The following is a 26,274-nucleotide window of genomic DNA, read 5'->3' on the forward strand; positions in this document are numbered from 1 at the left end:
GGGCGTACGTATGAGTCTTAAAAATTTACAAGATGTCAGTTATTTCAAGCTGAATAATGAAATCAATCGGCCAGTCAATGGTCAAATCCCTTTGAATAAGGATAAAGAAGCTTTAGTTGCCTTTTTTGAGGAAAATGTCAAACCAAATACGATGACTTTTCTATCTATTATGGAAAAAATCAATTACTTGATCGATCAAGAATATATAGAAGCAGAATTCATTCAATTGTATTCACCATCATTTATTGAAAAGCTATATCAATTTTTGGACGAGCAACATTTTTCTTTCAAATCTTTTATGGCTGCTTACAAATTTTATTCTCAATATGCGTTGAAAACCAACGACGGTTCCGCTTATCTGGAAACTTATGAAGATCGAGTAGCCTTCAATGCGCTTTACTTTGCGAACGGGGATGAAGAATTAGCACTTGCTCTTGCAGACGAAATGATCCATCAACGATATCAGCCAGCTACACCTTCTTTCTTGAATGCTGGACGTAAACGTCGGGGCGAATTGGTGTCTTGTTTCTTGACTCAAGTCACTGACGATATGAACTCTATCGGGCGCTCAATCAACTCTGCTTTGCAATTGTCCCGTATTGGTGGCGGCGTAGGGATTACTTTATCAAATCTTCGTGAAGCCGGCGCTCCTATCAAAGGATATGAGGGTGCTGCAAGTGGTGTCGTTCCAGTCATGAAATTATTCGAAGATAGTTTCAGCTATTCTAATCAATTAGGTCAGCGTCAAGGAGCTGGCGTGGTTTATTTGAACGTTTTCCATCCAGACATTATTGCTTTCCTTTCAGCAAAAAAAGAAAATGCAGATGAAAAGATTCGCGTAAAAACTCTTTCTCTTGGCGTGATCGTACCTGATAAATTTTATGAATTGACACGTAAAAACGAAGATATGTATTTATTTAGTCCATATAGTGTCGAAAAAGAATATGGTGTCCCATTCTCTTATGTAAATATTACAGCTGAGTATGATCATCTAGTTGCAAATCCAAACATTCGCAAACAAAAAATCAAAGCGCGTGATCTTGAAAATGAAATCTCAAAATTACAACAAGAATCTGGCTATCCTTACGTAATCAATATTGATACAGCGAACCGCGAGAATCCAATCGATGGCAAGATCATCATGAGTAATTTATGTTCAGAGATTTTACAAGTTCAAACGCCTTCTGTGATTAACGGCAAACAGGAATATGAAGTATTAGGAACGGATATCTCATGTAACTTAGGCTCGACAAATATCGTGAATTTGATGCAAAGCCCTAACTTTGGTCAATCTGTGCGTACGATGACTCGTGCATTGACATTTATTACAGATGCATCTGATATCGATGTCGTACCACCGATCCAAAACGGAAATAAGCTGAATCATACGATTGGATTAGGTGCCATGGGCTTACACACTTATCTTGCAAAAGAACAAATGGAATATGGCTCAGAGGATTCATTAGACTTTACAAATATTTACTTCATGCTGTTGAATTATTGGACACTTGTTGAAAGCAACAATATCGCTCGTGAAAGAAAACAAGTTTTCCATAATTTTGAAAAATCAGCTTATGCTGACGGCACTTATTTCGAAAAATACGTAACTGGAGAATTCCAGCCAAAATCAGAAAAAGTCAAAGCATTGTTTGAAGGCATTTTTATCCCAACTGCTGAAGATTGGAATGCTTTGAAACAAGCAGTAATGAAAGATGGACTGTATCATCAAAATCGCTTGGCAGTAGCACCAAATGGCTCAATTTCATATATCAACGATACGAGTGCAAGTATTCATCCTATCACTCGCATGATCGAAGAACGCCAAGAGAAGAAAATCGGTAAAATTTATTACCCAGCGCCTTATCTATCCAATGAGACGATTCCGTATTACACTTCTGCTTATGATATGGACATGCGTAAAGTAATCGATGTTTATGCAACGGCACAACAACACGTCGATCAAGGCATGAGTTTGACTTTATTCATGCGTTCTGAAATCCCAGAAGGCATTTATGAATGGAAGACAACAACGAAGCAAACGACACGTGATTTGAATATTTTAAGACATTACGCTTTCCACAAAGGAATCAAATCCATTTATTACGTACGTACCTTTACTGATGATGCAGAAGAAATCGGAAGCAATCAATGTGAAAGCTGCGTGATCTAATATCATAGATAGATTCGCTTATTCATATTTTAATTAAAGGAGCATTCTCATGTCAGAAACATATTATGAAGCAATAAACTGGAATGAAATTGAAGATATCATTGATAAATCCACTTGGGAGAAGCTGACAGAGCAATTTTGGCTAGATACACGTATCCCACTTTCAAATGACCTAGATGATTGGCGTACATTGTCTCAATTGGAAAAAGATACAGTAGGACATGTATTTGGCGGTTTGACACTGCTAGATACTGTCCAATCTGAAAGTGGCATGGATCAGTTGCGTAAAGATGTCCGCACTCCCCATGAAGAAGCCGTTTTGAACAATATTCAATTCATGGAATCCGTTCATGCCAAAAGTTATTCTTCTATTTTTAGTACACTGAATACGAAAAAAGAAATCGAAGAAATTTTTGACTGGACAAATACGAATCCTTATCTGCAAAAAAAAGCTGAGCGTATCAATGAAATCTACAAACACGGTACACCGCTAGAAAAGAAAATTGCCAGCGTCTTTTTAGAAACATTCTTGTTCTATTCAGGTTTTTATACTCCTCTTTATTATTTAGGAAACAACAAATTGGCTAACGTAGCAGAGATCATCAAACTAATCATCCGAGATGAATCTGTACATGGAACCTACATCGGTTACAAATTCCAATTAGGATTCAACGAGTTACCTGAAGCAGAACAAGAAACGTTAAAAGACTGGATGTACAATCTTCTTTATGAGCTTTACGAAAACGAAGAACGTTATACAGAAGAATTATACGATCCAATCGGCTGGACAGAAGAAGTCAAGACATTCCTACGCTATAATGCCAACAAAGCATTGATGAACCTAGGGATGGATCCACTCTTTCCAGATACTGCCAATGATGTCAACCCAATCGTAATGAACGGGATTTCAACAGGCACAAGCAACCATGACTTCTTCTCACAAGTCGGAAACGGCTATTTGTTAGGTCATGTAGAAGCGATGAAAGACGACGATTATTTGATTGGATTGGAATAAGGATTTATTTTAATTCAAAAATTTTTCGAAAAATAAAAAGAGTTTAGCGTACAGATATTTTAAATGTACACTGAACTCTTTTTTATGCTTATTCACTTGTTTCTTCCAGCACTTTTGGACTGTCTAACTTTTCCGAAACATGTTCCATTCTTCTCAATAAATAGATTTTCCGGATATTTAATATTATCGTCTTAATCACTGCATAGACAGGTATGCAAATCAGCATGCCTAATATTCCTGCGACACTTCCTGCTCCAATCAATACCAAGATGATCGTCAAAGGATGGATATTCATTGATTTCCCAAATAACAACGGCTTGATCAAATTTCCATCTAATTGTTGGATCACTAAAATCGACAACGCCATATACAAAGCTTGAAATGGAGAGATAAACAAACCGACAATGATTGCTGGTACCGCTCCAATAAAAGGGCCGACATACGGGATAATATTCGTGATTCCGCAAATGACCGCAAGCAACAAGCTATAAGGCTGATCGAATATTCTCATTGCCAAAAAGCTCATTACACCAATAATCAAAGCATCTAAGATCGTACTGCTGATATAGGCAGATAATGTTTCGTTTAATTCTTTTACCGTTTGGCGTAACTCTTTACGAATCGCTTTCGGAAAGAAGTGAGACAACGCATCAATAAATTTGTGCCCATCCTTGAACATAAATAGCAAAATAAATGGAACGGTAAATAACAAAATAAAAAATTGCATCATAAATGAAATGATTTTTGAGACACTTGCAGATAAACTGACTAATATGATATTGAACAAATTACTAAGAGATAAATTTGCTGATGCTAATTGTTCTTCCAAATTGAAATTTTTAAACTCTTCCCGCTGCGCCAATTCATTTAACCATTTGCTTGTTTCATCTGCATACATTGGCAAGCTCTGGGTCAATTGAATTGTCTGTTCCATTAACTGAGGCACTACATTCATGACAGTTAAAACAACTAAAATGATTACGACCAAAAACGTCAATAAAAAACCGAACACTCTCGGGATCCGATGCTTTTCGAGAAAAACAACGATTGGATCGAACATATAATAGATAAAACCAGCAACAAGCAATGGTAAAAAAACTGCCGAAAGCATTTTCAATATTGGACTAAAAATATTCGGCATTTGTAAAATAAAGTACACGCCGATGATCGTGAGTACTAGCTCCACTGTCCAGAAAAATAATTTTGATTGTTTAAAACGTGATTGCATACATCTCCTCCAAGGTCCTTTGATACTTCTATTCTATCATTTAACAAAGAGTTACGCGCTGAGATTTTCATTTGCTTAAAAAAAACAAAAAAAATAAACATATTTTAATGAGTAGACGAGTACTTAAACAAAAACACGGTTTGGAGTAGTGACAAAAATTATACTGCAGTCCCTTTTTCCAAATAAACGGTGTTCAAAAGCTTGCATCTTCGTAATAAGCCCAGCCAAACGAAAAATATAAGGAACTATTTTTATTTGGCTGGGCTTATTACTTGATGTAGGACATCTATTTTACAACCTCAGATCATTTATTGCGCAATACTGACTAAATGCAACTTTGTGATATTTTTGTGTACGGACAACTCCTCGATCACATCGGCATAAGTGAGCCCTTTTGGAAGATCAATCGTATAGATATTTTTGTACACTCGGTAGTCATCAACGAATTTTACGTCAAAATTCACATCTTCGATTACGATATTTTTCTCTTCAAAATAATCGGTAAGAAAATCTTTGGTTTCTTTTCTATGGATAAATTGGATTTCTAACTTTTTAGTCGTAGGTACATGGATCACGCGTTTCACTACTGTGAGTGCAATAGCAATCCCGATAAAACTGATGATCGCAATGGAATAGTAACCCATGCCGATGGCGATCCCTAATCCAGCAATTGCCCATAAAGAAGCGGCAGTCGTAAGTCCCGTCACCGATTGTTTCGTGACGATGATCGTTCCCGCGCCTAAGAAACCGACACCACTCACCACTTGAGCAATCAGCCTTGCTTCATCTGAACGAATCGTTCCAGCAAGCTGTGGATACTCTAAAGCATCTCTTAATGCACCACTAGCGATCTCAACTTGGATCAATGCAATGATACATGCTCCCATACAAACTAAAATATGCGTACGCATACCTGCTGGACGATTTTTATATTGTCGTTCAAAACCGATTGCTCCGCCAAATAGCATAGCGATCCCTAAACGTAAAATAATCTCTGGAATTGTCAATACCATATCATTCATCTAAACACCCTCCAGTCCAATATATCATGTCTGAAAGGAGCAGACAAAAAAAGTGCAATTTTTACCTCTTACGAAAAAAGGACTGTGACAAAATTTTTGTCATAGTCCTTTTTATGAATAAACGGTGTTCAATCAGCTGACCCTCGGTATTACTCAACAAACGGCAAAATATGGGGAGCTATTTTTCCTTTGTCTTCTCTAATACTCAGGTCAAAACGCTGATTTCACAACCTCTTTAGCCTACTATTGAAAATTACAACTTACTTGCTGCTTCTTCATCGATGATCACAACAACATTGTCGTGATTTTGCAATACACTTGCTGGCAAATGATTCGTTACAGGTCCTTCAATCATCCCTTTGATTGCATCAGCTTTGCTTTCGCCAAATGCCATCAAGACGATTTCTTTACTTTTCATAATTGAACCGATTCCCATTGAAACAGCTTTTGTTGGTACATCTTCTGCTTTATCGAAGAATCGTTTGTTTGCATTGATTGTTGATTCTGTTAAGTCAACTACTGAAGTCGTTCCGTCAAATGAAGCACCAGGTTCATTGAAACCGATATGTCCATTTTGCCCGATTCCTAAGATTTGGATATCGATTGGATGTGCATCGATGATTTGATCATACTTTTTGCATGCTGCTTCCAGATCTTCTGCTTTTCCATCTGGTACAAACGTTTCTTTGAATGGTTTTTTATCAAATAATTGGACATCCATGAAATGACGGTAGCTTTGTTCATCTGAACCGCCTAGTCCAACGTACTCATCTAAGTTTACAGAAGTCATTTCACTGAAATCCAAATCGCTTGAAGTCATTTCTTTATATAAAGTAACTGGTGTGCTTCCTGTTGCCAATCCTAATACTTTTGCACCTTTGTTCATACCTTCTTTGATGATTTCAAATGCTTTTTTTCCGCCTTCTTCAGCGTTTTTTACACGAATGATTTCCATAGTGATTGCTCCTTTATATTTTGGTATAGCCCAATTATAGCATTCTTTTTTTCTTTTTACAATAATTAGTATAGACCAAATTGCATTTTTTTCATTTTCTTGACAATAAATAGGAATCCGTGTTAGGTTTCATAAGATGGTTCAATCAAACAATCCATGTTGCATGAAAACCAAGCAAGTGATTCACTGTGGACGCTTTATGTCTGCAGTTTTTTTATGAAAAAGGAGTTATTATGAGTATACTGACATTAAACAACATTACCCAGCAATTTGGCGACAAAATCCTCTATGAAGGTGTCGATCTGCAATTAAATGCTGGCGAACATCTTGGGCTGATTGGACAAAACGGAGCCGGTAAAAGTACATTGATTAAAATCATCACTGGTGAGATCTTACCAGATGACGGACAGATCCATTGGCAAAAAAATATTCACAAAGGTTACCTCGATCAATATGTGGAAGTCGATGAAACATTAACAATCGAAGAATTTCTAAAAACTGCGTACGCAAAAGAATACGAAAAGGAAGAAAAAATTGCTTTTCTTTACCAAACATATAGCGAGACCTTCGATGATTCCTTGCTGGAAAAAGCTGGGAAACTCCAAACGGAATTAGACCAAGGAGTGTTTTATCAAATCGACACCTTAGTTGCTGAGATGAGCAGCGGGTTGGGGATCGATGTCTTAGGTTTAGATTCACTGTTGAAAAATCTAAGTGGTGGACAACGTTCAAAGGTGATTTTAGCAAAACTACTTTTAGAAAACCCAGATGTTCTGATCTTAGATGAACCAACCAATCACTTAGATGATCAGCATATCCAATGGCTGACGCAGTTTCTTCAGGATTTTGACGGTGCGTATATCGTGATTTCCCATGACCAAGAATTTCTTGATCAGATCACCACCCATATCGCAGACATCGAGTTTGGAAAGATTACTAAGTATACTGGCCATCTAAAACAAGCATTGAAACAAAAGGAACAAAATCGCGAAAGCTATTTGCGCCAATATCATGCTCAACAAAAACAAATCGAAAAGACCGAAGCTTATATTCGAAAATACAAAGCCGGTTCCCGATCAACGATGGCAAAAAGCCGACAAAAACAATTAGATAAAATCGAACGGCTGACGCCTCCAGCTTCAGCAAGTAAAGCTGTCTTTGATTTTCCATTCTCGCCTATTGTCACGACATTAGCAGTGGAAACAACTGATTTAGTCATCGGATATGATCGACCGCTACTTGCACCCATCAATTTGACCATCCGCTTTGGTGAAAATATTGCCATTCGAGGCTTCAACGGGATTGGAAAATCTACTTTATTAAAAACACTGATCGGTGAGATTGAAAAAATAAGTGGCGATTTCCACTTCCCAGATAACACAAAAATCAATTACTTTTCACAAGATCTGTACTGGGAAAATCCATTAGAAACACCACTACAATATTTAAGCAGTCAATTTCCAAAAGCGACTATCAAAGAATTACGTCGCCAACTAGCTAAAGCAGGGTTAGTTAATCAATTAGCAAGTGAACCTCTCACTACATTAAGTGGTGGGGAACAAACTAAGGTGAAACTTGCACAGTTGACAATGAACCAAGGTAATTTACTGATTCTCGATGAACCGACGAACCATATCGATCAAGAAACGAAAGAAAGCTTACAAGACGGGATACAGAAATTTCCAGGAACAGTAATCATCGTCTCTCATGAACAAGAATTTTATCAAGATCTTGTGCAACGAGTCATTGAGATTGAACCAAAATAAACGTTTGATTGAATAGTTGAAAAAAAGGAGCTGTGACAAAAGTTTTGTCACAACTCCTTCTTCTGAATAAATGGTGGCCAATTAGCTGACCTTCGGTATTAGCTCAAAAAACGGCAAAATATGAGGAGCTATTTTTATTTGGCTATTCTTATTACTTGATGCAGAACAGCTTTTCACAACCTCTTTTCGTCTATTTTTTATTTTCGAGATTTCTCTTTCCTTTAAAAACAACTGTTTGAAAGAAGAACGCACATCCTTGAAAAACAAGCCCGCTAACCGTTACACCTAACCAGCCATACTGCTGCCACATTGTCGTCCCTAGCAATGAACCAGCCGCACCTCCAATAAAGTACATAAACATAAATACAGTATTATTTCGGTTGCTTGCTGCTTCACCTAGCCCTTGTACTCGTGTTTGATTGGCGACTTGACCAAATTGATTCCCGACGTCTAATAAAATAATAGCTAAAAGCAAAATGGCCAAATGGCTTCCGCCAACCAATAAAGCAATAAAGCTTATTGTTTGCATAACAAGTCCCATATACACGATTTTTCTTTCAGAATAAGAATCTGCCAGTCGTCCCACGATAGGTGCAGCAACTGCTCCAGACAAACCAAAAATCGCTAATATCCCTGCTTCGAATGTTCCCCAATTGTAGGCGGGACTGCTGATATAAAAAATCAACGTAGACCAAAAGATCGAAAATGTTCCAAACATGAAAAATCCACTGACTGCCGCTTCTCTTAATAGACGTTGAGAAGCAACTAAATGCGGCAAACTTTTAAGTGAATCAAGGTATGAAACAGCTGTACTACTTTGCTGGACAGAACGCGGCATTTTCCAGTAAAGCAGAAGTGTAAGAATTCCGACTGCACATAAAGCAAATAAATAGATCATCCGCCAAGAAAAAAGACTGGCAACAATACCAGATACCGTCCGAGAAAGCAAAATCCCCACGAGTAAACCGCTAAGCAATGTACCCATGACCTTCCCTCTTGCTTTTGGTCCCGCTAGTACCGCACCGTAAGGAATGATGATTTGCGGCACGATCGAAAGTAATCCTATTAAAAAAGAAGCGCATGCAAATAACGTAAACGAAGGCGCAAAAAAAGCGGCCAACAGAGAGACGGCAGATAACGCTGCCATTCGAATGATCAATTTTGGACGATCCACCACGTCCCCTAAAGGAACTAAAAACAGTAACCCTAACGCATAGCCTAATTGGGTCAACATCGTCAATATCCCGACTGCACTTGTGCTAACAGATAAACTAGCTGCTACTTTTGTTCCAATCGGCTGGATGTAATACATATTGGCAACAACAACGCCACAAGTGATTGATAATAGTAAAATAAGCGAAGTTGTTAAAGGTTTTTTTTCATTACTCTTCATTGATTTCCCCCATTTCCTATCTTAGTTTACAACTTATGGAAAAGATTGGAAATAGAAAAATACAACTATTCGCCACACTTATTATTTGTGCTTTTGTTTTCCTTGTTTTTTCTTGCGATCTTTATAAATGAAGACAACTAACCCTACTAGCACAGTAACACTTGCAACCAACGTGACTGCAGTTTTGTTATATCCGTGAAACAGAGCTTCTCCACCACACGCATACAACACAGACGAAGGGATGACTCCAATCACGATCGACAATATGATTTGCTGTAGAGGCAATTTCATCGCATCTGCAGCAAAATTGACCATAGAAGATGGAATAACCGGTATCATATAGCCTAACATTACACCTATTTTTGGATGTTTCATTTGTCGGATTGCTTGCACCCAATGATTCGTTTCGGTTTTCTTATCTAAAAATTTTAAGCGATGCATAAGGAAAATTGCAGTGATGTTACCAAGAGCATTACCCAAAATGTTGATGATCGCACCTGTCAGTGGTCCAAAGCTCAAACCAGCAATGACTCCAACTACTGAAGTAGGAATACCTGGAACAGCACACATCACCGCTGTCAATACGATCAAGAGTATCGATGCAAAAGTCCCATGCGAACGAATATGTGCGAGTAGCTCTGCCTTACTCGCTCTCGGATTTAAAAATAATTGGATGTCTGTCTGATATTCTAAATACAACCGATAGCCCACTACCAGTATCAGAATGATTCCCAACGAGATCAATATCAATCGGATTATTTTCTTTTTCATATTTCCTCCTGAAAAAAATCTATATTCATTAAATAATAGTTTAACATAAAAACAAAAAAGCACCGAAATCCAACATAGGATCTCAGTGCTTTTAAATAGTAAAAATTATTTAACAGTTACAGATGCGCCAACTTCTTCAAGTTTAGCTTTCAATTCTTCAGCTTCTTCTTTAGATACGCCTTCTTTAACTGGTGCAGGAGCGCCATCAACTACAGCTTTAGCTTCTTTCAAGCCTAAACCAGTTGCTTCACGAACTGCTTTGATAACTTTAACTTTTTGGTCTCCAGCTGCAGTTAATTCTACAGTGAATTCTGTTTGTTCTTCAGCAGCAGCAGCGCCACCAGCAGCAGCTACAGCTACAGGAGCAGCAGCAGATACGCCAAATTCTTCTTCAATAGCTTTAACTAGGTCGTTAAGTTCTAGGATAGTTGCTTCTTTTAACTCAGCAACGATGTTTTCAATGTTCAATGCCATTATAATTTCCTCCGTTTAATTGTTCTTTTTTATTTAATGCTTTATGCGGCAATTAAGCTGCATCTCCATCTTCTTTGTCTGCCACTGCTTTGACAGCGTAAGCCACGTTGCGGACTGGCGCTTGTAGTACAGATAGCAACATAGATAGAAGTCCTTCGCGATTTGGCAATTTTGCCAATGCTGTGATTTCTTCCAATGAAGAGACTTTACCTTCGATGATACCGCCTTTGATTTCTAATGCTTTTGCTTCTTTAGCAAATTCGTCCATGATTTTCGCTGGTGCGACTACATCTTCGTTACTGAATGCAACAGCTGTAGGTCCAGTGAATACTTCGTCCATGCCTTCAAGGCCAGCTTTTTTAGCTGCACGTGAAAGAATAGAATTTTTGATAACTTTCATTTCTACGTTAGCATCACGAAGTTGTTTACGTAAACGTGTTACTTCATCAACTGTTAATCCGCGGTAGTCAACGACTACTACTGATGCAGCTGCTGTAAATTTTTCGCTTACTTCATCAACGATTGCTGCTTTTTTTGCGATAATTGCTTCACTCATTTTTGAGTTTCACCTCCTGAATTTTGATGGAAGAGTTTTTTGCACTGAAAAGGCAAGTCACTTTTATAGTTACTTTGCTCAACCAGTATTATTCATCACCTATTCACTTCGTTCATAGTGATTCTACTCGCTTTGCTCGAAAGGAAACTCCTTTCGCTTTGCTCAACCAGTATTGTTCATCATCTCTTCACTTCGTTCATAGTGATTCACAATAAAAAACTCTATGCCACCGCAGACATAGAGGGACTATTGAATATATTCAATAAACGTCCTCGGTAGGAAATTAAGGCTTGATGCCACCTACTGTCTTCGGTACAAGTTAATTATTAACCTCAACTAGCTTAGCATGCTAAACTAGTTGAGTCAAGAATTATTTTTCAGTTGGATCAATCAACATTCTAATATTTAATTAGAAAGAAGCTTGGTCAACATGGATACCAGGTCCAAATGTTGTTGTGATCGTTACATTTTTCATGTATTGACCTTTAGCTGCTGATGGTTTAGCTTTTAGCAATACATCATGGATTGCTGCAAAGTTTTCAACTAATTTTTCATCGTCAAATGAAACTTTTCCGATTGGTACATGGATATTTCCAGCTTTGTCCACACGGTAAGTTACTTTACCAGCTTTCACTTCGTTTACTGCTTTTGTTACGTCCATTGTAACTGTACCAGTTTTAGGGTTTGGCATTAAGCCTTTTGGTCCTAATACTCGTCCTAGACGACCTACAGTAGCCATCATATCAGGTGTTGCAACAACTACATCAAAGTCAAACCATCCGTTTTGGATTTTTTGAACCATGTCGTCGTCACCTACGAAATCTGCACCAGCTGCTTCAGCTTCTTTTGCTTTGTCTCCTTTAGCAAAAACTAAAACAGTTTGTGTTTTACCAGTTCCGTTTGGTAATACAACAGCACCACGGATTTGTTGGTCTGCTTTTTTAGGGTCTACGTTCAAACGGTATGCAACTTCAACTGTTGCATCAAATTTTGCAATGTTTGTTTCTTTTGCTAAAGCTACTGCTTCGGCAACAGGATAAACTTTACTTGAATCAACTTTTTTTAATGCATCTTGCATTTTTTTGCTCTTTTTAGCCATTTTGGTTCCTCCTTGATTGTGGTTATAACGGTTGTACCTCCCACGTGTTCTATATCTTTCAATATAGAGCCAACTGAGAAGCTGCTGTCTTAGGGTGTATAGATTATTCTACAGTGATCCCCATGCTTCGTGCAGTTCCTTCAACCATGCGCATTGCTGCTTCAACGTTAGCTGCGTTTAGGTCTTCCATTTTTAATTCAGCGATTTCTCTTACTTGATCGCTAGAAACTTTCGCAACTTTATTTTTGTTTGGTTCGCCTGAACCTTTTTCGATTTTAGCTGCTTTTTTCAATAGAACAGCAGCTGGCGGTGTTTTTGTAACGAATGTGAATGAACGGTCTTCGTATACAGAAATAACAACCGGAATGATCAAACCTGCTTGATCAGCTGTACGAGCGTTGAATTCTTTTGTGAATCCCATGATATTGATACCCGCTTGACCTAGTGCAGGACCTACTGGTGGAGCTGGAGTTGCTTTACCTGCAGGAATTTGCAATTTAACGATTTTTTCTACTTTCTTTGCCACGAGACATACCTCCTTAAGTCCGTGATGTGGTTAATTGGAGATGCATATTTCTCCTCCCACGTTTTATCTGATCTGAAAAAATCCAGACAAATAATGTGCAAAACAATGCACACTGGTACAGTATAGCAAATTTATTTGTTTTTTCAAGATTTTTTTCTGCTATTTTTACATTTTGCTTGAATAAACGCTAAATTTATTCTAAAAAAACAACAATTTTTCGTTCTCATTTCTTCTTTTATGTTACACTTGCGCTAGCATGGTTCAACAGATGAAAGCAAACAATAACACGGTTTTTTAGACCCTTGTACAAAGATTCCTACATAACAAAATGAGGTGGAGAAAATGAAAGATTTAAGGTATAGAAGTGTCTTTGATATTATTGGACCTGTGATGATTGGTCCAAGTAGCTCTCACACTGCCGGAGCTGCTAGAATCGGGAAAATCATACGTAGTATATTTGGCGAACAGCCTGATTCTGTAGATATTTATCTATATGAATCATTTGCAAAAACCTATCGGGGGCACGGAACAGATATTGCATTAGTTGGCGGCCTGTTAGGGATGGAACCCGATGATGAACGTTTAGCTGATTCTTTGAAATTGGCATATGAAGCCGGTATGGAAGTCTTGTTTGTTCCTAAGAGTGAAAAAGCCGAACATCCAAACTCTGTAAAGATGCTTCTAAAAAAAGGAACACGAAAGCTTTCAGTCACTGGCATTTCGATCGGCGGTGGCAATATCCAGATTTCTGAATTGAATGGATTCAAAATTTCTTTAAGCATGGGTACTCCTACCTTGATCGTTGTCCACCAAGATGTTCCAGGTATGATTGCTAAAGTGACTAGTATACTTTCTGAGACCAATACGAATATCGGCACTATGACAGTGACACGGGAATCAAAAGGTGAAAATGCCATTATGATAATTGAAGTAGATGATCCTCAAGTAGAAGAAACGGTAAAAAGACTCAAACAGCTGCCAAATATCGACAGCGTAAATTATTTCGATTAAGGAGCTAAAAAAATGTTTTTATCGATTGAAGAATTAGTAGATCAAGCAAAAGCTTATCCAAGTGTAGCAGAATTGATGATTGCAGTTGAAATGGAAATGAGTGGCCGTTCCCGTAGTCACATCATCGAGATCATGGAAAAAAACCTCTCAGTAATGGAACAATCAATCAACGAGGGAAAAGAAGGTGTTACCTCCGTCACAGGAATTACCGGTGGTGATGCAAAAAAATTAGATGATTATTTAAATGAGGCAGACTTTTTAAGTGGAGAAACAATCTTAAAAGCTGTACGCAATGCTGTAGCTGTTAATGAAGTCAATGCAAAAATGGGGTTGATTTGTGCTACACCGACTGCCGGAAGCGCGGGTGTTGTTCCTGGTGTGCTGATGGCTGTCCGAGATCGGCTTGATTTGACACATGAACAGCAATTGGAATTCTTATTTACCGCTGGCGCTTTCGGGTTAGTCATCGCAAACAACGCTTCTATCAGTGGTGCAGAAGGGGGATGTCAAGCAGAAGTTGGTTCTGCAAGTGCAATGGCAGCAGCAGCTTTGGTTTGTGCAAAAAATGGGACTCCTCATCAAGCAGCACAAGCAGTAGCCATTACATTGAAAAATATGATGGGACTGATTTGCGATCCCGTTGCAGGCTTAGTTGAAGTCCCGTGTGTCAAACGTAATGCTTTAGGCTCTTCTCAAGCTTTTATCTCTGCTGATATGGCATTAGCGGGTATCGAAAGTGTCATTCCGCCGGATGAAGTCGTTGCTGCAATGTACCAAGTCGGACGTCAAATGCCGTCGATTTTCAAAGAAACAGCAGAAGGTGGCTTAGCTGTTACGCCAACTGCTAAACGACTTGCGGAAGAGATTTTAAATAAGAGGGCGTGATAAAGCTCCTTAATTTCGAGTATTAAGAGATTAGTTATCTTCATAACAAAAAACGAAGAGAGGACTAATTGCCCTTCTCTTCGTTTTTTATTAATCCATCAATTTCGTATTTTTTACTTCATCGATCGTTTTTGTTCCTGCAAGTTGCATCGTGATCGACAATTCTTTGTTCAGGTGTTCAAAAACAGATGTTACTCCTTCTGCCCCACCTAGATTCAACCCATAAATCACTGGTCGGCCAATCGCAACTAAGTCAGCACCACTTGCCAGAGCTTTGAAGACATGCTCTCCTCGACGGACACCAGAGTCGAAAATCACTGGTACACGTTTGTTGACTACTTCGGCAATTTTTGGCAATACTTCAAAGGACGCAGGACCTCCATCTAGTTGACGTCCACCATGATTGGATACCCAGATACCATCTGCCCCTGCAGAGATAGCGATTACTGCATCTTCTGGCGATTGTATTCCTTTTACGATAACTGGAAGATGGGTGATTTCTTTGATTGTTTTGATGTCATCTGGTGTCAAGCCTTGTTTTGCAGCTGCATAAATTTCTGCGATTCCTTTTCCTTCGCCATTACCACTTGCACTTTGTTCGCTATACGCAGCTAAGTTAGGCATTGGTAATGGAAATTGGAATTGATTGATGACGTCTTCTTCACGGTAACCACCGAGCGTTGAATCTGCCGTTAAAATGATAGCTTTAGCCCCTGCTTCTACTGCTTTGTTCAAAATGAACTCATTGAATCTGTCGTCTTTACTCATATATAATTGGAAAAACTGCGGTGCGCCTGGCGCTGCATCGGCTGCGTCTTTGATTGTCGTATTTGCATAAGTGCTGATGGAAAAGATTGATCCAGCAGCAGCTACTCCTTTAGCTGTATCAGCTTCCCCTTTTTCATGTGCCAATCCTTGGGCCGCTGATGGCGCTTGGATAATCGGTGTATCTAATTCAATTCCGAAAACAGATGTATGCAAATCGGCTGAGTCGATTCCGCGTAATATCCGTGGCATGATTTTCTTTGTATTAAAAGAAGTCGTATTTTCTTTCATCGTCCACTCATCTTCAGAACCACCGCGAATATAGCCAAAAGCTCCTGCTTCCATGCGCTCTTTTACACGACCTTCTAGTTAGGCAATGTTTACAATATCGATTGGATGTTCTTCATTACTTGTATGATAAGTCATAGTAGATCCTTCTTTCATCTTCTTGATTACATATAAATCATACTAAACTTACAAAAAGTAAGCAAACATTTACTCTCAGATACTTTTATCGCTATTCTTTCCAAATAAATCGACTTACAAGCTGATCTACTTCTTGGTTTTCATGAAGCATACTATGAGAGGCATTTTCACCTGTCACTACTTTTTCCTCTATTTCATTTCCGCGTTGCTTCAACAACGCATAGACCGCTAATGCACTGTTTAACGGTACTGTTCCATCACTCAAGTCTGTTTCATCTAGTTGACCAGCAATCAAGAAAAATCGAGTGGTTATAGGAATATTACCGATCATTTGCTGGTAATCTTGATAGCGGTTAGAAACGACAGCAGGCCCCTTTGCTAACTCATCTGTCAGAGACTGCGCACTATCATCGACAAAATCATTAAAAGGCGCGCCAATTGCTGTTAATGTCTGAACTTGTGGCAATGACGTATCCTGTCCATACGTTCCTAAATAGCGTAGTGCACTAACTCCTCCCATGGAATGCCCCACTATGTTGACTTTATCTATGCCGTAGTTTTCTTTCAGATACAAAAGACAAGTTTTGATCCATTCTGCTTGATTCCACTCGTTATTTTTATTATCTTCAAACAATACTTGGACCATCGGATTGTCTGCTTTTCCAGACAAATCTCCTGTTGCTTGTATTTGTCCATCTGTTCCTACTGTTAAAACCAATTCTTTTACTGCTTGCTGATTTTTTTCCAAACGCCGCAACATCCCTTTAAAGGAATTTTCTGTCCCGCTGTAGCCGTGGAAAAAAAGTGTTGGAATAGTGGTTTTTTCTATCACTTTACTGGATTCTGCCGTTTTTTCTTTATCAGAAACTTCAGTAGTATTTATCTTCGTCGTCTGGCAACCACTTAACGCAAACAAACTGATAAGGACTAAAGCTGCTGCAGTTGCACGTTTGCATAAATTTTTGATTGGTTCTGTCATACACCTCTTCCTTTCCATATAGAAAAAAGAAAGACTTGAAAGGCCAATCATATGATCGACATTTCAAGTCTCTTTATTAATCGATTTTATCTACTTGATCGAAATCAAGTTCTGTACTGGTTTCACGTCCAAACATATCGATGTTGACTTTCAATTTTTCTTTTTCTCCGTCAACTTCTGTTACTTGTCCTTCTAATCCAGCAAATGCGCCTTCGATGATTTTCACGACTTCGCCAACTTCTACTTCTAGATCATTTTGTCGCAGGCTCATACCGATAGAACGCAAGATATGATTGACTTCTTCTGGAAGTAATGGTGCTGGTTTGCTTCCGGCTCCGTGTGAACCAACGAATCCTGTCACACCAGGTGTGTTGCGGACAACATACCATGAAGCGTCTGTCATGATCATTTCAACAAGTACGTATCCTGGGAATGTTTTATGAACGATTTCTTTTTCTTTCCCATTTTTGACTTCAGTTTCTTTTTCTTCAGGAACAACGACACGGAAAATAAAGTCGGCCATTTTCATACTTTGCGCACGAGATTCGATATTTGCTTTTACTTTGTTTTCATATCCTGAATATGTATGCAAGACATACCAGTTTTTTTCAAAAGATTCCATTGAAGGCTCCTCATTTCATTGTAAAATAAAAAAACCTCAGTACACCCGAAGTTTTTCTTTCGCTTCATTATAGCACTAAAAGTACGTTGTGGCTAGCGAGTTATTTTAAAATCCAGCCAAATAAGCTTTGGATGGCTGTATCCATTACGTAAAACATCAATCCGAAAATAATAGAAGTTTCGATGACTACTAACGTATCTTTACGGAGTTGTTTTCTGCTTGGCCAAGTTACTTGTTTGATTTCATCTTTTACGCTTTTTAGAAATTTCATGAGACAACCTCCCTTGCTACTGTTTATTTCGTTTCTTTATGTAATGTATATTGATTACAATATTTACAAAACTTATTGATTTCCAAACGTTCGCCGCTTTTTCCTTCACTGACTGATTTTGTGTAGTTGCGAGACCCACAAACGGAACAAGCGAGTGCTGCTTTTTTCTTTGCCATTTACTTCTGCCCCCTTGCTGAGAATCAGACTTATACTTCATAACAGTATCACGTAACTTTTTACTTGTCAATTTGTGAAATAAACTATCTATTGTTTTGGATAAAATTATGATATGATTAATTTGAAATTAAGCTAAAATGAGACAATTGGAGGTATAGCGATGCTATTAAAAACACTTGTATATAAGAAAAAAGATCTGACAACCGTTACAGAGACTAGTACATTAGAAGAAGCATTAAAAATTTTAGAAACTTCCGGATACCGTTGTGTGCCGATCTTAGATTCTTCAGGTAATATTTTCCGTGGAAACATTTACAAAATGCATATCTATCGTCATAAAGCAAATGGCGGTGATATGACGCTTCCTGTCACTCATCTTTTGAAAAACGCTACAAAGTTCATTTACCTGGATACTTCTTTCTTCAAAGTATTCTTTACGATCAAAGAGCTTCCTTATATTGCTGTCCTTGACAGTGAAAATCATTTTTATGGTATTTTGACACATAGTACGTTGCTTAATATGCTCTCTCAATCTTGGAGCGTAGAACAAGGAAGCTATGTACTGACAATTGCTTCCACAGGAAAGCAAGGAGATTTGGCTGCTATTGCAAAAATCATTTCAAAACACAGCAGCATTGCCAGCTGTATTACTCTTGATATCGAAAAAGACGAATACATTCGACGTACATTGATCACGCTACCGGCTAACACTGAAGCGAAAGTATGTGAAACGATCGTCAACCACTTAGAGAAAAAGAATTATAAAGTGGTAGAAATTGAAAATTTGCAAAACCAAGAAGCATAATCAAAAAGCGAAAAAAGAAAACAGCTAATCTGCTTTCTTTTTTCGCTTTTTATAATTAGACACGCTTTTCAAAATCAAGCGCGCGATCTAAATAATACATCAATGGTGCTGAAACAGCCATGACGATAAACTCACTTAATGCAAGCGTGCCATAGGTTGTCCAAAATGCTTGGCCACCTGTTGGAACTAACATATAAGCAATCAGTCCCATGCTGATGGTAAAGAAGATCGTGTTCAATACTAAACGCATCTTTACATTTTTCACTTTGTTTTGCAATAAAGCTGTCAGGCCTAAAGAAAGCAATGTTTGGCCGCCACCAAAAACCACATCCATGATACCAAAACCAAAGAAGGCATTATAGACGATGACCCCGCCTAAAACTCCCCAAAGCAATTTACGGTTAAAGACAACTAAATGATTCAAACTTTCTGAAATACGAAACTGGATCGGCCCTGAGGATACAGGCGCAACTAAAATAGTTAACGCTAGATAAAGAGCCATGATGATGCCATTTACAACGATTACGGATAACCGTTGTCTGCTTTTCGTTTTTTGCATTTTCTCTCCTCTTTTCTCCTAGTTTTTTTAACGCGGGATGGTTGATGAACCGCGGTTATGTGAAACAAACAATAATTATAACAGACTTTTCATTTATTTCAATCCGTCTTATCTGCTTTTAAAAAAGCAAAAGCTTAAACAATGTAAACGTTTGCTAAAAATCGTGGGATATGGTATAAAGTAAGTGTAAGGGGTCATAAGAATTCCCAGTAAAGCAGACGAAGTAGGATCTGCAAGAACAGAATTGTTGTGAAACTTAAATAAATAAAAAAGGATGTGGGAATTTGAGCAACCTCTTACTAGAGAACGGTCTAGCAAGCAGCTGAAGATCTAAGTGGACATGCCGAACCTTGGAACTTCTCCTTACGTAAGTAATGGATCATGCGCTTGCTAGGCTTTTTTGTGTTTTTCGGTCTTCGGACCTTTTTCATTTTCCTAGACTTCTGCTATAATAACCAAGAATTAATTTTGTAACAGATTTTTTTGAAAAAACAAGTTTCTTTCATTCAAAAAATAGAAAAAGCTTGCTAATTATTGGTTAACCAGCAAACAGGAGTATTAAAATATCTTGTTTTATTGAATAGCAGGAGGAAATCATGAAATTCCATTATCATATATTGATCAATCCATCGGCAGGCAGCGGAAATGGCTATAAAGTAGCAGAAAGAATTTTACCGGTATTAAAAAATAAGCATATTGACTATACACTTCATTATAGTGAATACAAAGGACACGATGCTGAGATTGCTGAAACTTTGGCAAAAGAAACATTGATTCCTTGGATAGAAGAAGAACAGAAAACAATCGATACTTTCCCCCTTTTGATCATCGTAGGAGGTGACGGCACCTTACATCAGGTACTTGATACTTTCTATCAGATGGAAGTAGAATTCCCAGTTGCTTATATTCCAGCAGGTTCTGGAGATGATTTTGCTCGAGGGGCAGGCCTTCCAAAAAATCCCAAAAAAGGACTTCAGCTGATTTTAGCAGCTCAATCACCAGAAAAAGTCCACATAATGGCTTATGAAGAAAAAATAAGTGAAAAAAAAGGAATAGCTGTTAATAATTTCGGTATAGGATTAGATGCAGCTATCGTCCATGCGACAAATCATTCTTCCACAAAAAAGCGATTGAACAAATACAACTTAGGATCATTTTCGTATTTATTCTCTATTCTCCGTGCTTTATTCACTCAAAAAGGATTTCCAATTCTGGTAGATGCAGGAGGAAAACAATTAAGTTTTTCAAACGCATTTTTATGTACAGCAACGAAGCATCCTTTTTTTGGCGGAGGAATCGCGATTGTTCCAACTGCTGATGCGTCTAAACCAGTCATTGATTTTGTCGTGGTCGAACGAATCAATTTCTTTAAAATCTTGTGGCTCATTCTTTTACTTATACAGAAAAAACAATTGAAATCGAAATATTTCCATCACTACACAACAAACAGATTACGTATCGTTTCAACAACACCGCAACATGGTCAAGAAGATGGAGAAGAAATGGAAAAACGACCTTTTGATATCACAATAACCACAACTAAACAGTTGTTTTGGTGTTAATAAAAGAGGTTTTGTCAGAAGCTACATCTGGAACACCGTTTATTCGGAAAAAAGGACTGTGACACGACTTTTGTCACAGTCCTTTTTTTACTATGCAGTTAATTCTTTGCCCAATTGGGTTGCCATCGATAGTTTCTTTCTTTACCCAAAATAAATTGGATCATTGAAAACACCGCAGCAAAAGCAACTAAGACACAACCATTGAACCAAAAAGATTCTGCAAATGTTTGATTGTAACTGAGTGTTTCACTGATCAAGTTATTATTTTGAACAAACCAATATGTTGGTGTGAATGCCGCTATTTTGCTAACCATTTCTGGCAAGTATTCTGCTGGTACAAACACCCCACCGATAAAGCAACTGCCTGTGATAAAAATATCTTTGATCCCACCGCTGGTTTCTGAGTTTTTTACCAATGAAGTGATACAAGCCGAAAAGCTAATGATCGGCAATAAAAACAAGAAAGTATTTAAAATATGATACCATACCGTTATATCCCACGAGGTGTGGATCACTAACAGAACCATTAGAAGTAAGAAGCCACTGAACAACAGCAGCGAGTAACTAATCAAACTAAAGGTTACTTTGCGATTCAAGTTTCGTTTGGTAATGGGCGCACTCTGGTTTCGTTTACTGATCTCTTTGCGATTAAACGCTAGATTGATGACGCTGAAACCGCTAAAAATGGATAGAAACAACCCATAAGACAAGAAATTAAAGGTTGTGCCCGTCAACAGCTTTTTCATCCGCTGACTATATCCCGCACTTAGCTCAACTTCTCCAGTAACCGAGAGTGCCATTTGTGTCTGTTCCATAGCTGCATCGATTGTTTTATCTTCTTCTTGAAACAGAATCAGTGTTTGCAAAAAGGTGTTCACTTGCTGTGTAACAACTGTTTTAGAAAAGGCATCTGGGCGACTCTGTATCTTGATCGTCGGCATCTTTCCTACTTCGACTTGTTCGGTAAAGTCTGCAGGCAGATGTAAGATAATGTTTACACGATTAAAATAAAGAGCATCATCGATTTCTTTTTGTGAGGTTCCATCCAATGTAACGACTGTTTCCTTGTCATTCAAATATTTACGAAGGCCATCGACTACAGGCGACTCTTCTTCACTAATCAAGGCGATTTTCGCATCTTGCAGAGAGGTATTTTCAACATCAATATTTTGCGCAAAAAAGAATGTGGCAACAACAGTGATAATTACACCTATCAGTAAATTCGATTTATTTGCTTTAAGCAATGTCCAAATCGTTTTATAAAGCGTCATAACGCACCCCTCTTTCCATCCAAGCATTTCCTAACGCAAAAAGGAAAATAAATCCGATCAACCATAGAAGATTGGTATAAAAACTAGCCAAATCAGTGTAGAAATAAAGTTTATACAAACTTTCGCTGATCAAGTTGACGAGATTTAATTGACCAACAATCGGAATATGAAGATCAATCCAATACTTCACTTGTTCCGACCCCATCATACCAGCAAAAAAGCTCATCGCAATCGTCACTGAAATCAAGATGCTATCCTTTTGCACCAGATTCATTTTTGGTATCAAATTACCAACCAATGTACCTAACAAAATCGCACACAACGACCCCAGAGCGGTAACAATCATCAACCATTGCCAACGTTCACCAAAGTCTACTTGATAGATAAAACGAAAGACAGCTAACATAATATAAATCTCTGTCAAAACAATCGTAAAGCTTGCTGCCAAATTAGCGATTGAAACTAACGATTGCTTTCTAGGAATCAAGGACAAGCGAATACCATTTGACGATTGATTTGCTTGCTGATCCTGTACATTGCGGACCCCCCACATCGTCCCGTAGAGAATCGCCATTCCAATCAGAGTGAAGAAATAAAAACTTTTGAAACTCATATTACGACCTGCATGAACTTCTTGAAAAGATACTTCTTGTTCAAAAACAGTCATGATGGGCGCGAGATCAACGTTCTCCACTTCTGCCACTTTACTCGAAATTATACCAATACGCTGTAAAAATTGATCCATGACGTTTTTCATCAACGTCTGACTCATTCCTGCTTGACCCACATGGAGCGAAACAGATGAACCATCAATGAGATAAAAACCAGCCAAATCATCTGCATTTAGCTTTTCATTCGCTTCTACTTCCGATAGTTCCTGTACTTCAAATAATGGTTTATCATTGACTTCGACTTGTTCTAAGACTGTGGTAAAATTTTCCGAAAGCGCTGTTTGATCCGCTTTGATTACAATTCCAGTATTAATCGTTTCGAGATTGCCACCTTGATCAATCTCGCCAAAGGCCGCCATAAACATCAATCCTAAAAGAATTGGAAAGGCCAATGTCCAAAACAACATGGATTTATTTCGCAGCAGTATTTTTGTGCGATATTTATAAAAATGCCAAAACATTATTTCCCCTCCTCTAGTCTCTCAAATCCTTGCCAGTAATCTCTAAAAAGACATCATTCAAGGACGCTTCTTTGGTTGCTATTTTTCCGTAACTGATCTTTTCTTCTTGTAAGATTGTAAGAATCGGCAACAATACTGTATTTAGTTCAGTAGTTGTTACTTGGAGCTGACCTTTTTTATAAGCGATTCCATCAGAAGCTATTGTTCGCTGAATCGCTGACAACACGTTTTCTGGGAGTAATGGGATGTCGATCGTCAAACGATCCGCCGTCCGTACCATATCTTTTAGAGATTCTTTGGTTCCTTTAGCAATCACCTGTCCTTGATCCATGATCACGATCTGGTCGCAAAGAATTTCTACTTCTTCCATGTAATGTGTTGTATAGACAATGGTTGCTCCTTGTCGATTCAGCTCCTTGATACTTTCTAAAATTTTATTCCGACTTTGGGGGTCTACAGCTACTGTCGGCTCATCTAAAAAAATTAACCGCGGCTTGTGGGCAATCCCACATGCGATGTTCAACCGACGTTTCAAGCCACCACTAAGTTCTCCTGGACGAAACGAAACATATTTTTCTAATCCCACTAATTGAATCACCTCTTCAATCAAGGCTTTCCTTTTCTCTTTTTCGGAAACATATAAACCGCAAAAATAATCGATATTTTCTTGCACACTTAGTTCGTCAAAGACCGCAACGTCTTGAGGAACGACCCCAATCATTGCCTTGACAGCATAATTTTCAGGAGTCATTGTTGTCCCGAACAATTTAATGGTTCCTTTGTCATAATTTAACAAAGAAAGCATACAGTTGATGGCAGTCGATTTCCCACTGCCGTTTGGTCCTAACAGACCTAAGACTTCTCCTTCTTGTACTTGCAGATCAAAATGATTCAATGCTACAAAATCTCCATAGCGTTTGACTAATTTATCAATTTCGATAATCATCATGAAAAACTCCTTCCAAATTTCTTGTTGATCTGACTATAATAAAGTGCAAGAAAAGAAACTAGTGACGATTGGCTAAACCACACATGACATTTGTCACAATGAAGGAGTCTGCTATGCATAAATCTCGGCTACTCAACGAAACTAGCTTTCTACTGGTTATCTCATTGCTTTTGCTGGTAAGTCAAGGATTCGTTGCTATGCAAGTTATCTATTTATTGATCGCCGTTTTATTCACTGGTGTCAGTTATTTACTGCCTACAAAGCCAAATTGGATTTTCCAAGTTATTCTATTTCTTTTATGTGCCTTTTTACCTGATCTTGTCCTGTTTCTGCCAGCGACGATGCGAGTGATCGCCCCTGAAGAAAGCCACCTTGATTACTTGTTTTTGTTAGGTTTTTTGTTGATTTCGACGGTTGGTAATCATCCCCCCATCAAGGTCGCCTTTGTCGTAATTTTGCTGTTTTTTTCCTTTTACTTACGAAAAAAAGATCAACGAACGACCGATCTTGAGAAAAAGTACATTGTCTCCAAAGATACTCATTGGGAAAAACAACAAGAGTTATCGGAACAAAATAAAGCATTGGCCCTGTCACAAGAAACACAATTAGCCTTGCAAATTGTGGAAGAACGGAACCGAATTGCCCGAGACATCCATGACAATGTCGGTCATCTGCTGTCAAGTGCGATTTTACAAATTGGTGCGCTTGAAATGATCAATCAAGAACCAAAACTAAAAGAACCATTAGAAAATTTAAGTGCCACCGTTCACACTGGGATGGATCGGATTCGTCAAAGTGTCCATGACCTCCATGAGACATCGATCTCTTTTCAACACTCCTTAGAGTTTCTGATCGCTGATTTTCCTTCTTCTGTTACGATTGAAGGAAACTTGTTTGAAGGATTGAATGAAACGCAGCAAAACTGCTTCTTAATGGTCATCAAAGAAGCCTTAACCAACAGTATCAAACATAGTCATGCCAAAACCGTTGTTTTACATTTTCGAACGTTGCCGGCCTTTTATCGCTTGCAAATCACGAATGATGGCACCAGCCCACAAAAAAATTCTGCTCCCGGTATTGGTTTGAAAACGATGCGTCAACGTGTTCAAGAACAAAAGGGACAAGTCCATATTTTCCAAGAAAACCAGCAATTTCAGTTAACGATCATTTTACCAAGGGAGGGACACCAATGATAACAGTAGTCATTATTGATGATGATCCATTTGTGACGAAATCGTTACAAACCATTTTAGAAAGCACGAAAGAGATCCGTGTGTTAGGCATTGGTCATTGTGCCAAGGATGCGCTAGTCTTATACGAAACCCATCGTCCCGATGTTTTGCTGACGGACATCCGCATGCCTAAACAAACGGGCATCGATGCTGCCAAAGAAATTTTGGCTAAATTTCCCAAAGCCATCCTTTTGCTTTTGACGACATTCAAAGATGAAGAATACATCCGCGAAGCATTTTCCATCGGTGTCAAAGGGTATTTAATCAAACAGAACTTGCAAGCGATTATTCCTTCTGTCAAATCCGCTTATAATGGACAGGCCGTATTTGGTAATGAAATCATCGAGACTTTCACTCAAATGATGAAGAATAAACCGACGATTGATAGTCATGCTTATGCTTCTTTTAGTGAACGTGAGCTTGCAATCATCAAAGAAGTAGCTGCCGGGAAAAACAATAAAGAAATTGCAGATGCCTTGTACTTGAGTGACGGCACTGTTCGCAATTACATCAGCCAATTACTAGAAAAGCTAGATTTACGGGATCGCACGCAATTGGCTATCTATTTTTATCAGCATTTGCAATAAGTCTTATCTAACACAAAAAAACCTGAATGATGCTCCTTCGCATCATTCAGGTTTTTTTCACATCTT

General features: G+C 38.3%; 26 protein-coding genes, 1 pseudogene, 1 riboswitch and 1 other annotated feature. Of the genes and pseudogenes, 9 read left to right on the plus strand and 18 right to left on the minus strand.

The window, feature by feature from the left end; translation table 11 throughout:
- Positions 1 to 10 precede the first annotated feature (10 nt).
- Both nrdE and nrdF read left to right on the plus strand, forming a co-directional pair.
- Positions 11 to 2,170, plus strand: coding sequence for a class 1b ribonucleoside-diphosphate reductase subunit alpha (nrdE, locus tag PYW34_RS10500; RefSeq protein ID WP_002333174.1), 2,160 nt, complete (start codon positions 11 to 13; stop codon positions 2,168 to 2,170).
- Between the two features lie 49 nt (positions 2,171 to 2,219).
- Positions 2,220 to 3,185 (plus strand): class 1b ribonucleoside-diphosphate reductase subunit beta, encoded by a 966-nt coding sequence (gene nrdF / locus PYW34_RS10505; protein WP_002287792.1) that lies wholly within the window; start codon positions 2,220 to 2,222, stop codon positions 3,183 to 3,185.
- A gap of 88 nt (positions 3,186 to 3,273) precedes the next feature.
- Here nrdF and PYW34_RS10510 read toward each other — a convergent pair whose 3' ends face one another.
- The 3 genes from PYW34_RS10510 to nagB form a co-directional block, all read right to left on the minus strand.
- A complete protein-coding gene (locus PYW34_RS10510; RefSeq protein WP_002294593.1) occupies positions 3,274 to 4,413 on the minus strand; it encodes an AI-2E family transporter in 1,140 nt (379 codons plus the stop codon).
- A gap of 308 nt (positions 4,414 to 4,721) precedes the next feature.
- Positions 4,722 to 5,435, minus strand: a complete 714-nt coding sequence (locus PYW34_RS10515) for an MgtC/SapB family protein (protein WP_002287788.1) — start codon at positions 5,433 to 5,435, stop codon at positions 4,722 to 4,724.
- A 253-nt stretch (positions 5,436 to 5,688) separates the two neighbouring features.
- On the minus strand, positions 5,689 to 6,390 hold the full coding sequence (gene nagB, locus PYW34_RS10520) for a glucosamine-6-phosphate deaminase (RefSeq protein WP_002287787.1): 702 nt from the start codon (positions 6,388 to 6,390) through the stop codon (positions 5,689 to 5,691).
- Positions 6,391 to 6,623: 233 nt separating this feature from the next.
- Between nagB and PYW34_RS10525 the strand changes: the two genes are divergently transcribed.
- A complete protein-coding gene (locus tag PYW34_RS10525; protein WP_002290558.1) occupies positions 6,624 to 8,156 on the plus strand; it encodes an ABC-F family ATP-binding cassette domain-containing protein in 1,533 nt (510 codons plus the stop codon).
- Positions 8,157 to 8,346: 190 nt separating this feature from the next.
- Here the strand turns inward: PYW34_RS10525 and PYW34_RS10530 are convergent, their stop codons facing one another.
- The 6 genes from PYW34_RS10530 to rplK form a co-directional block, all read right to left on the minus strand.
- Positions 8,347 to 9,549 carry an MFS transporter gene (locus PYW34_RS10530; RefSeq protein ID WP_002303471.1) on the minus strand — a complete coding sequence of 401 codons (1,203 nt, stop codon included), beginning with the start codon at positions 9,547 to 9,549 and terminating at the stop codon, positions 8,347 to 8,349.
- An 81-nt stretch (positions 9,550 to 9,630) separates the two neighbouring features.
- Positions 9,631 to 10,320 carry a TVP38/TMEM64 family protein gene (locus PYW34_RS10535; RefSeq protein ID WP_002294589.1) on the minus strand — a complete coding sequence of 230 codons (690 nt, stop codon included), beginning with the start codon at positions 10,318 to 10,320 and terminating at the stop codon, positions 9,631 to 9,633.
- A 105-nt stretch (positions 10,321 to 10,425) separates the two neighbouring features.
- Positions 10,426 to 10,794 carry a 50S ribosomal protein L7/L12 gene (rplL, locus tag PYW34_RS10540; protein WP_002294588.1) on the minus strand — a complete coding sequence of 123 codons (369 nt, stop codon included), beginning with the start codon at positions 10,792 to 10,794 and terminating at the stop codon, positions 10,426 to 10,428.
- Between the two features lie 52 nt (positions 10,795 to 10,846).
- The gene (rplJ, locus tag PYW34_RS10545) at positions 10,847 to 11,350 is read right to left on the minus strand and encodes a 50S ribosomal protein L10 (RefSeq protein WP_002291634.1); all 504 of its coding nucleotides are present in this window, start codon (positions 11,348 to 11,350) and stop codon (positions 10,847 to 10,849) included.
- Between the two features lie 203 nt (positions 11,351 to 11,553).
- Positions 11,554 to 11,681: a sequence feature (ribosomal protein L10 leader region), on the minus strand.
- Positions 11,682 to 11,759: 78 nt separating this feature from the next.
- Complete coding sequence (gene rplA / locus PYW34_RS10550; protein ID WP_002294587.1) at positions 11,760 to 12,449, minus strand: 50S ribosomal protein L1; 690 nt, start codon at positions 12,447 to 12,449, stop codon at positions 11,760 to 11,762.
- A gap of 103 nt (positions 12,450 to 12,552) precedes the next feature.
- Positions 12,553 to 12,975, minus strand: a complete 423-nt coding sequence (gene rplK, locus PYW34_RS10555; protein ID WP_002291638.1) for a 50S ribosomal protein L11 — start codon at positions 12,973 to 12,975, stop codon at positions 12,553 to 12,555.
- A 342-nt stretch (positions 12,976 to 13,317) separates the two neighbouring features.
- Between rplK and sdaAB the strand changes: the two genes are divergently transcribed.
- Positions 13,318 to 13,986, plus strand: coding sequence for an L-serine ammonia-lyase, iron-sulfur-dependent subunit beta (sdaAB, locus tag PYW34_RS10560; RefSeq protein ID WP_002294585.1), 669 nt, complete (start codon positions 13,318 to 13,320; stop codon positions 13,984 to 13,986).
- A gap of 12 nt (positions 13,987 to 13,998) precedes the next feature.
- Positions 13,999 to 14,871 (plus strand): L-serine ammonia-lyase, iron-sulfur-dependent, subunit alpha, encoded by an 873-nt coding sequence (gene sdaAA, locus PYW34_RS10565; RefSeq protein WP_002294584.1) that lies wholly within the window; start codon positions 13,999 to 14,001, stop codon positions 14,869 to 14,871.
- 90 nt (positions 14,872 to 14,961) lie between these two features.
- Here the strand turns inward: sdaAA and PYW34_RS10570 are convergent.
- From PYW34_RS10570 to rpmG, 5 genes and pseudogenes are all read right to left on the minus strand, one after another.
- Positions 14,962 to 16,062, minus strand: a pseudogene (locus PYW34_RS10570) (lactate oxidase).
- Positions 16,063 to 16,153: 91 nt separating this feature from the next.
- Positions 16,154 to 17,041, minus strand: a complete 888-nt coding sequence (locus PYW34_RS10575) for an alpha/beta fold hydrolase (protein WP_002294581.1) — start codon at positions 17,039 to 17,041, stop codon at positions 16,154 to 16,156.
- 76 nt (positions 17,042 to 17,117) lie between these two features.
- Positions 17,118 to 17,663 (minus strand): transcription termination/antitermination protein NusG, encoded by a 546-nt coding sequence (gene nusG, locus PYW34_RS10580; protein WP_002294580.1) that lies wholly within the window; start codon positions 17,661 to 17,663, stop codon positions 17,118 to 17,120.
- Between the two features lie 100 nt (positions 17,664 to 17,763).
- Positions 17,764 to 17,934 (minus strand): preprotein translocase subunit SecE, encoded by a 171-nt coding sequence (gene secE / locus PYW34_RS10585; protein ID WP_002294579.1) that lies wholly within the window; start codon positions 17,932 to 17,934, stop codon positions 17,764 to 17,766.
- A gap of 23 nt (positions 17,935 to 17,957) precedes the next feature.
- Positions 17,958 to 18,110, minus strand: coding sequence for a 50S ribosomal protein L33 (gene rpmG / locus PYW34_RS10590; RefSeq protein ID WP_002294578.1), 153 nt, complete (start codon positions 18,108 to 18,110; stop codon positions 17,958 to 17,960).
- A 161-nt stretch (positions 18,111 to 18,271) separates the two neighbouring features.
- Here rpmG and cbpA point away from each other — a divergent pair, with 161 nt between their 5' ends.
- Complete coding sequence (gene cbpA, locus PYW34_RS10595) at positions 18,272 to 18,916, plus strand: cyclic di-AMP binding protein CbpA (protein ID WP_002294577.1); 645 nt, start codon at positions 18,272 to 18,274, stop codon at positions 18,914 to 18,916.
- A gap of 55 nt (positions 18,917 to 18,971) precedes the next feature.
- Here cbpA and PYW34_RS10600 read toward each other — a convergent pair whose 3' ends face one another.
- Positions 18,972 to 19,475 (minus strand): QueT transporter family protein, encoded by a 504-nt coding sequence (locus tag PYW34_RS10600; RefSeq protein ID WP_002294548.1) that lies wholly within the window; start codon positions 19,473 to 19,475, stop codon positions 18,972 to 18,974.
- Positions 19,476 to 19,487: 12 nt separating this feature from the next.
- Positions 19,488 to 19,534, minus strand: a riboswitch (PreQ1 riboswitch).
- A gap of 537 nt (positions 19,535 to 20,071) precedes the next feature.
- On the opposite strand from PYW34_RS10600, the gene PYW34_RS10605 reads away from it, so the two are divergent.
- Entirely contained in the window at positions 20,072 to 21,037 is a 966-nt protein-coding gene (locus tag PYW34_RS10605) for a diacylglycerol/lipid kinase family protein (RefSeq protein ID WP_002303130.1), read from the plus strand.
- Between the two features lie 98 nt (positions 21,038 to 21,135).
- Here PYW34_RS10605 and PYW34_RS10610 read toward each other — a convergent pair whose 3' ends face one another.
- Genes PYW34_RS10610 through PYW34_RS10620 form a run of 3 tightly spaced genes read right to left on the minus strand, consistent with a single transcriptional unit; the run spans position 21,136 to position 24,386 of the window.
- Positions 21,136 to 22,308 carry an ABC transporter permease gene (locus PYW34_RS10610; RefSeq protein WP_002303131.1) on the minus strand — a complete coding sequence of 391 codons (1,173 nt, stop codon included), beginning with the start codon at positions 22,306 to 22,308 and terminating at the stop codon, positions 21,136 to 21,138.
- The gene (locus tag PYW34_RS10615; RefSeq protein WP_002294551.1) at positions 22,295 to 23,440 is read right to left on the minus strand and encodes an ABC transporter permease; all 1,146 of its coding nucleotides are present in this window, start codon (positions 23,438 to 23,440) and stop codon (positions 22,295 to 22,297) included. The genes PYW34_RS10610 and PYW34_RS10615 overlap by 14 nt, the downstream gene beginning before the upstream one ends.
- A 13-nt stretch (positions 23,441 to 23,453) precedes the next feature.
- Complete coding sequence (locus PYW34_RS10620) at positions 23,454 to 24,386, minus strand: ABC transporter ATP-binding protein (RefSeq protein WP_002324227.1); 933 nt, start codon at positions 24,384 to 24,386, stop codon at positions 23,454 to 23,456.
- 86 nt (positions 24,387 to 24,472) lie between these two features.
- Between PYW34_RS10620 and PYW34_RS10625 the strand changes: the two genes are divergently transcribed.
- Positions 24,473 to 25,582: a sensor histidine kinase gene (locus tag PYW34_RS10625; RefSeq protein WP_002317394.1), complete on the plus strand. Its 1,110-nt coding sequence runs from the start codon at positions 24,473 to 24,475 to the stop codon at positions 25,580 to 25,582.
- Positions 25,579 to 26,208 carry a response regulator gene (locus PYW34_RS10630; protein WP_002289597.1) on the plus strand — a complete coding sequence of 210 codons (630 nt, stop codon included), beginning with the start codon at positions 25,579 to 25,581 and terminating at the stop codon, positions 26,206 to 26,208. The genes PYW34_RS10625 and PYW34_RS10630 overlap by 4 nt, the downstream gene beginning before the upstream one ends.
- The last annotated feature ends 66 nt before the right edge of the window (positions 26,209 to 26,274 follow it).

It is taken from the genome of Enterococcus faecium, assembly GCF_029023785.1.
In the GTDB taxonomy this organism is placed as follows: domain Bacteria; phylum Bacillota; class Bacilli; order Lactobacillales; family Enterococcaceae; genus Enterococcus_B; species Enterococcus_B faecium.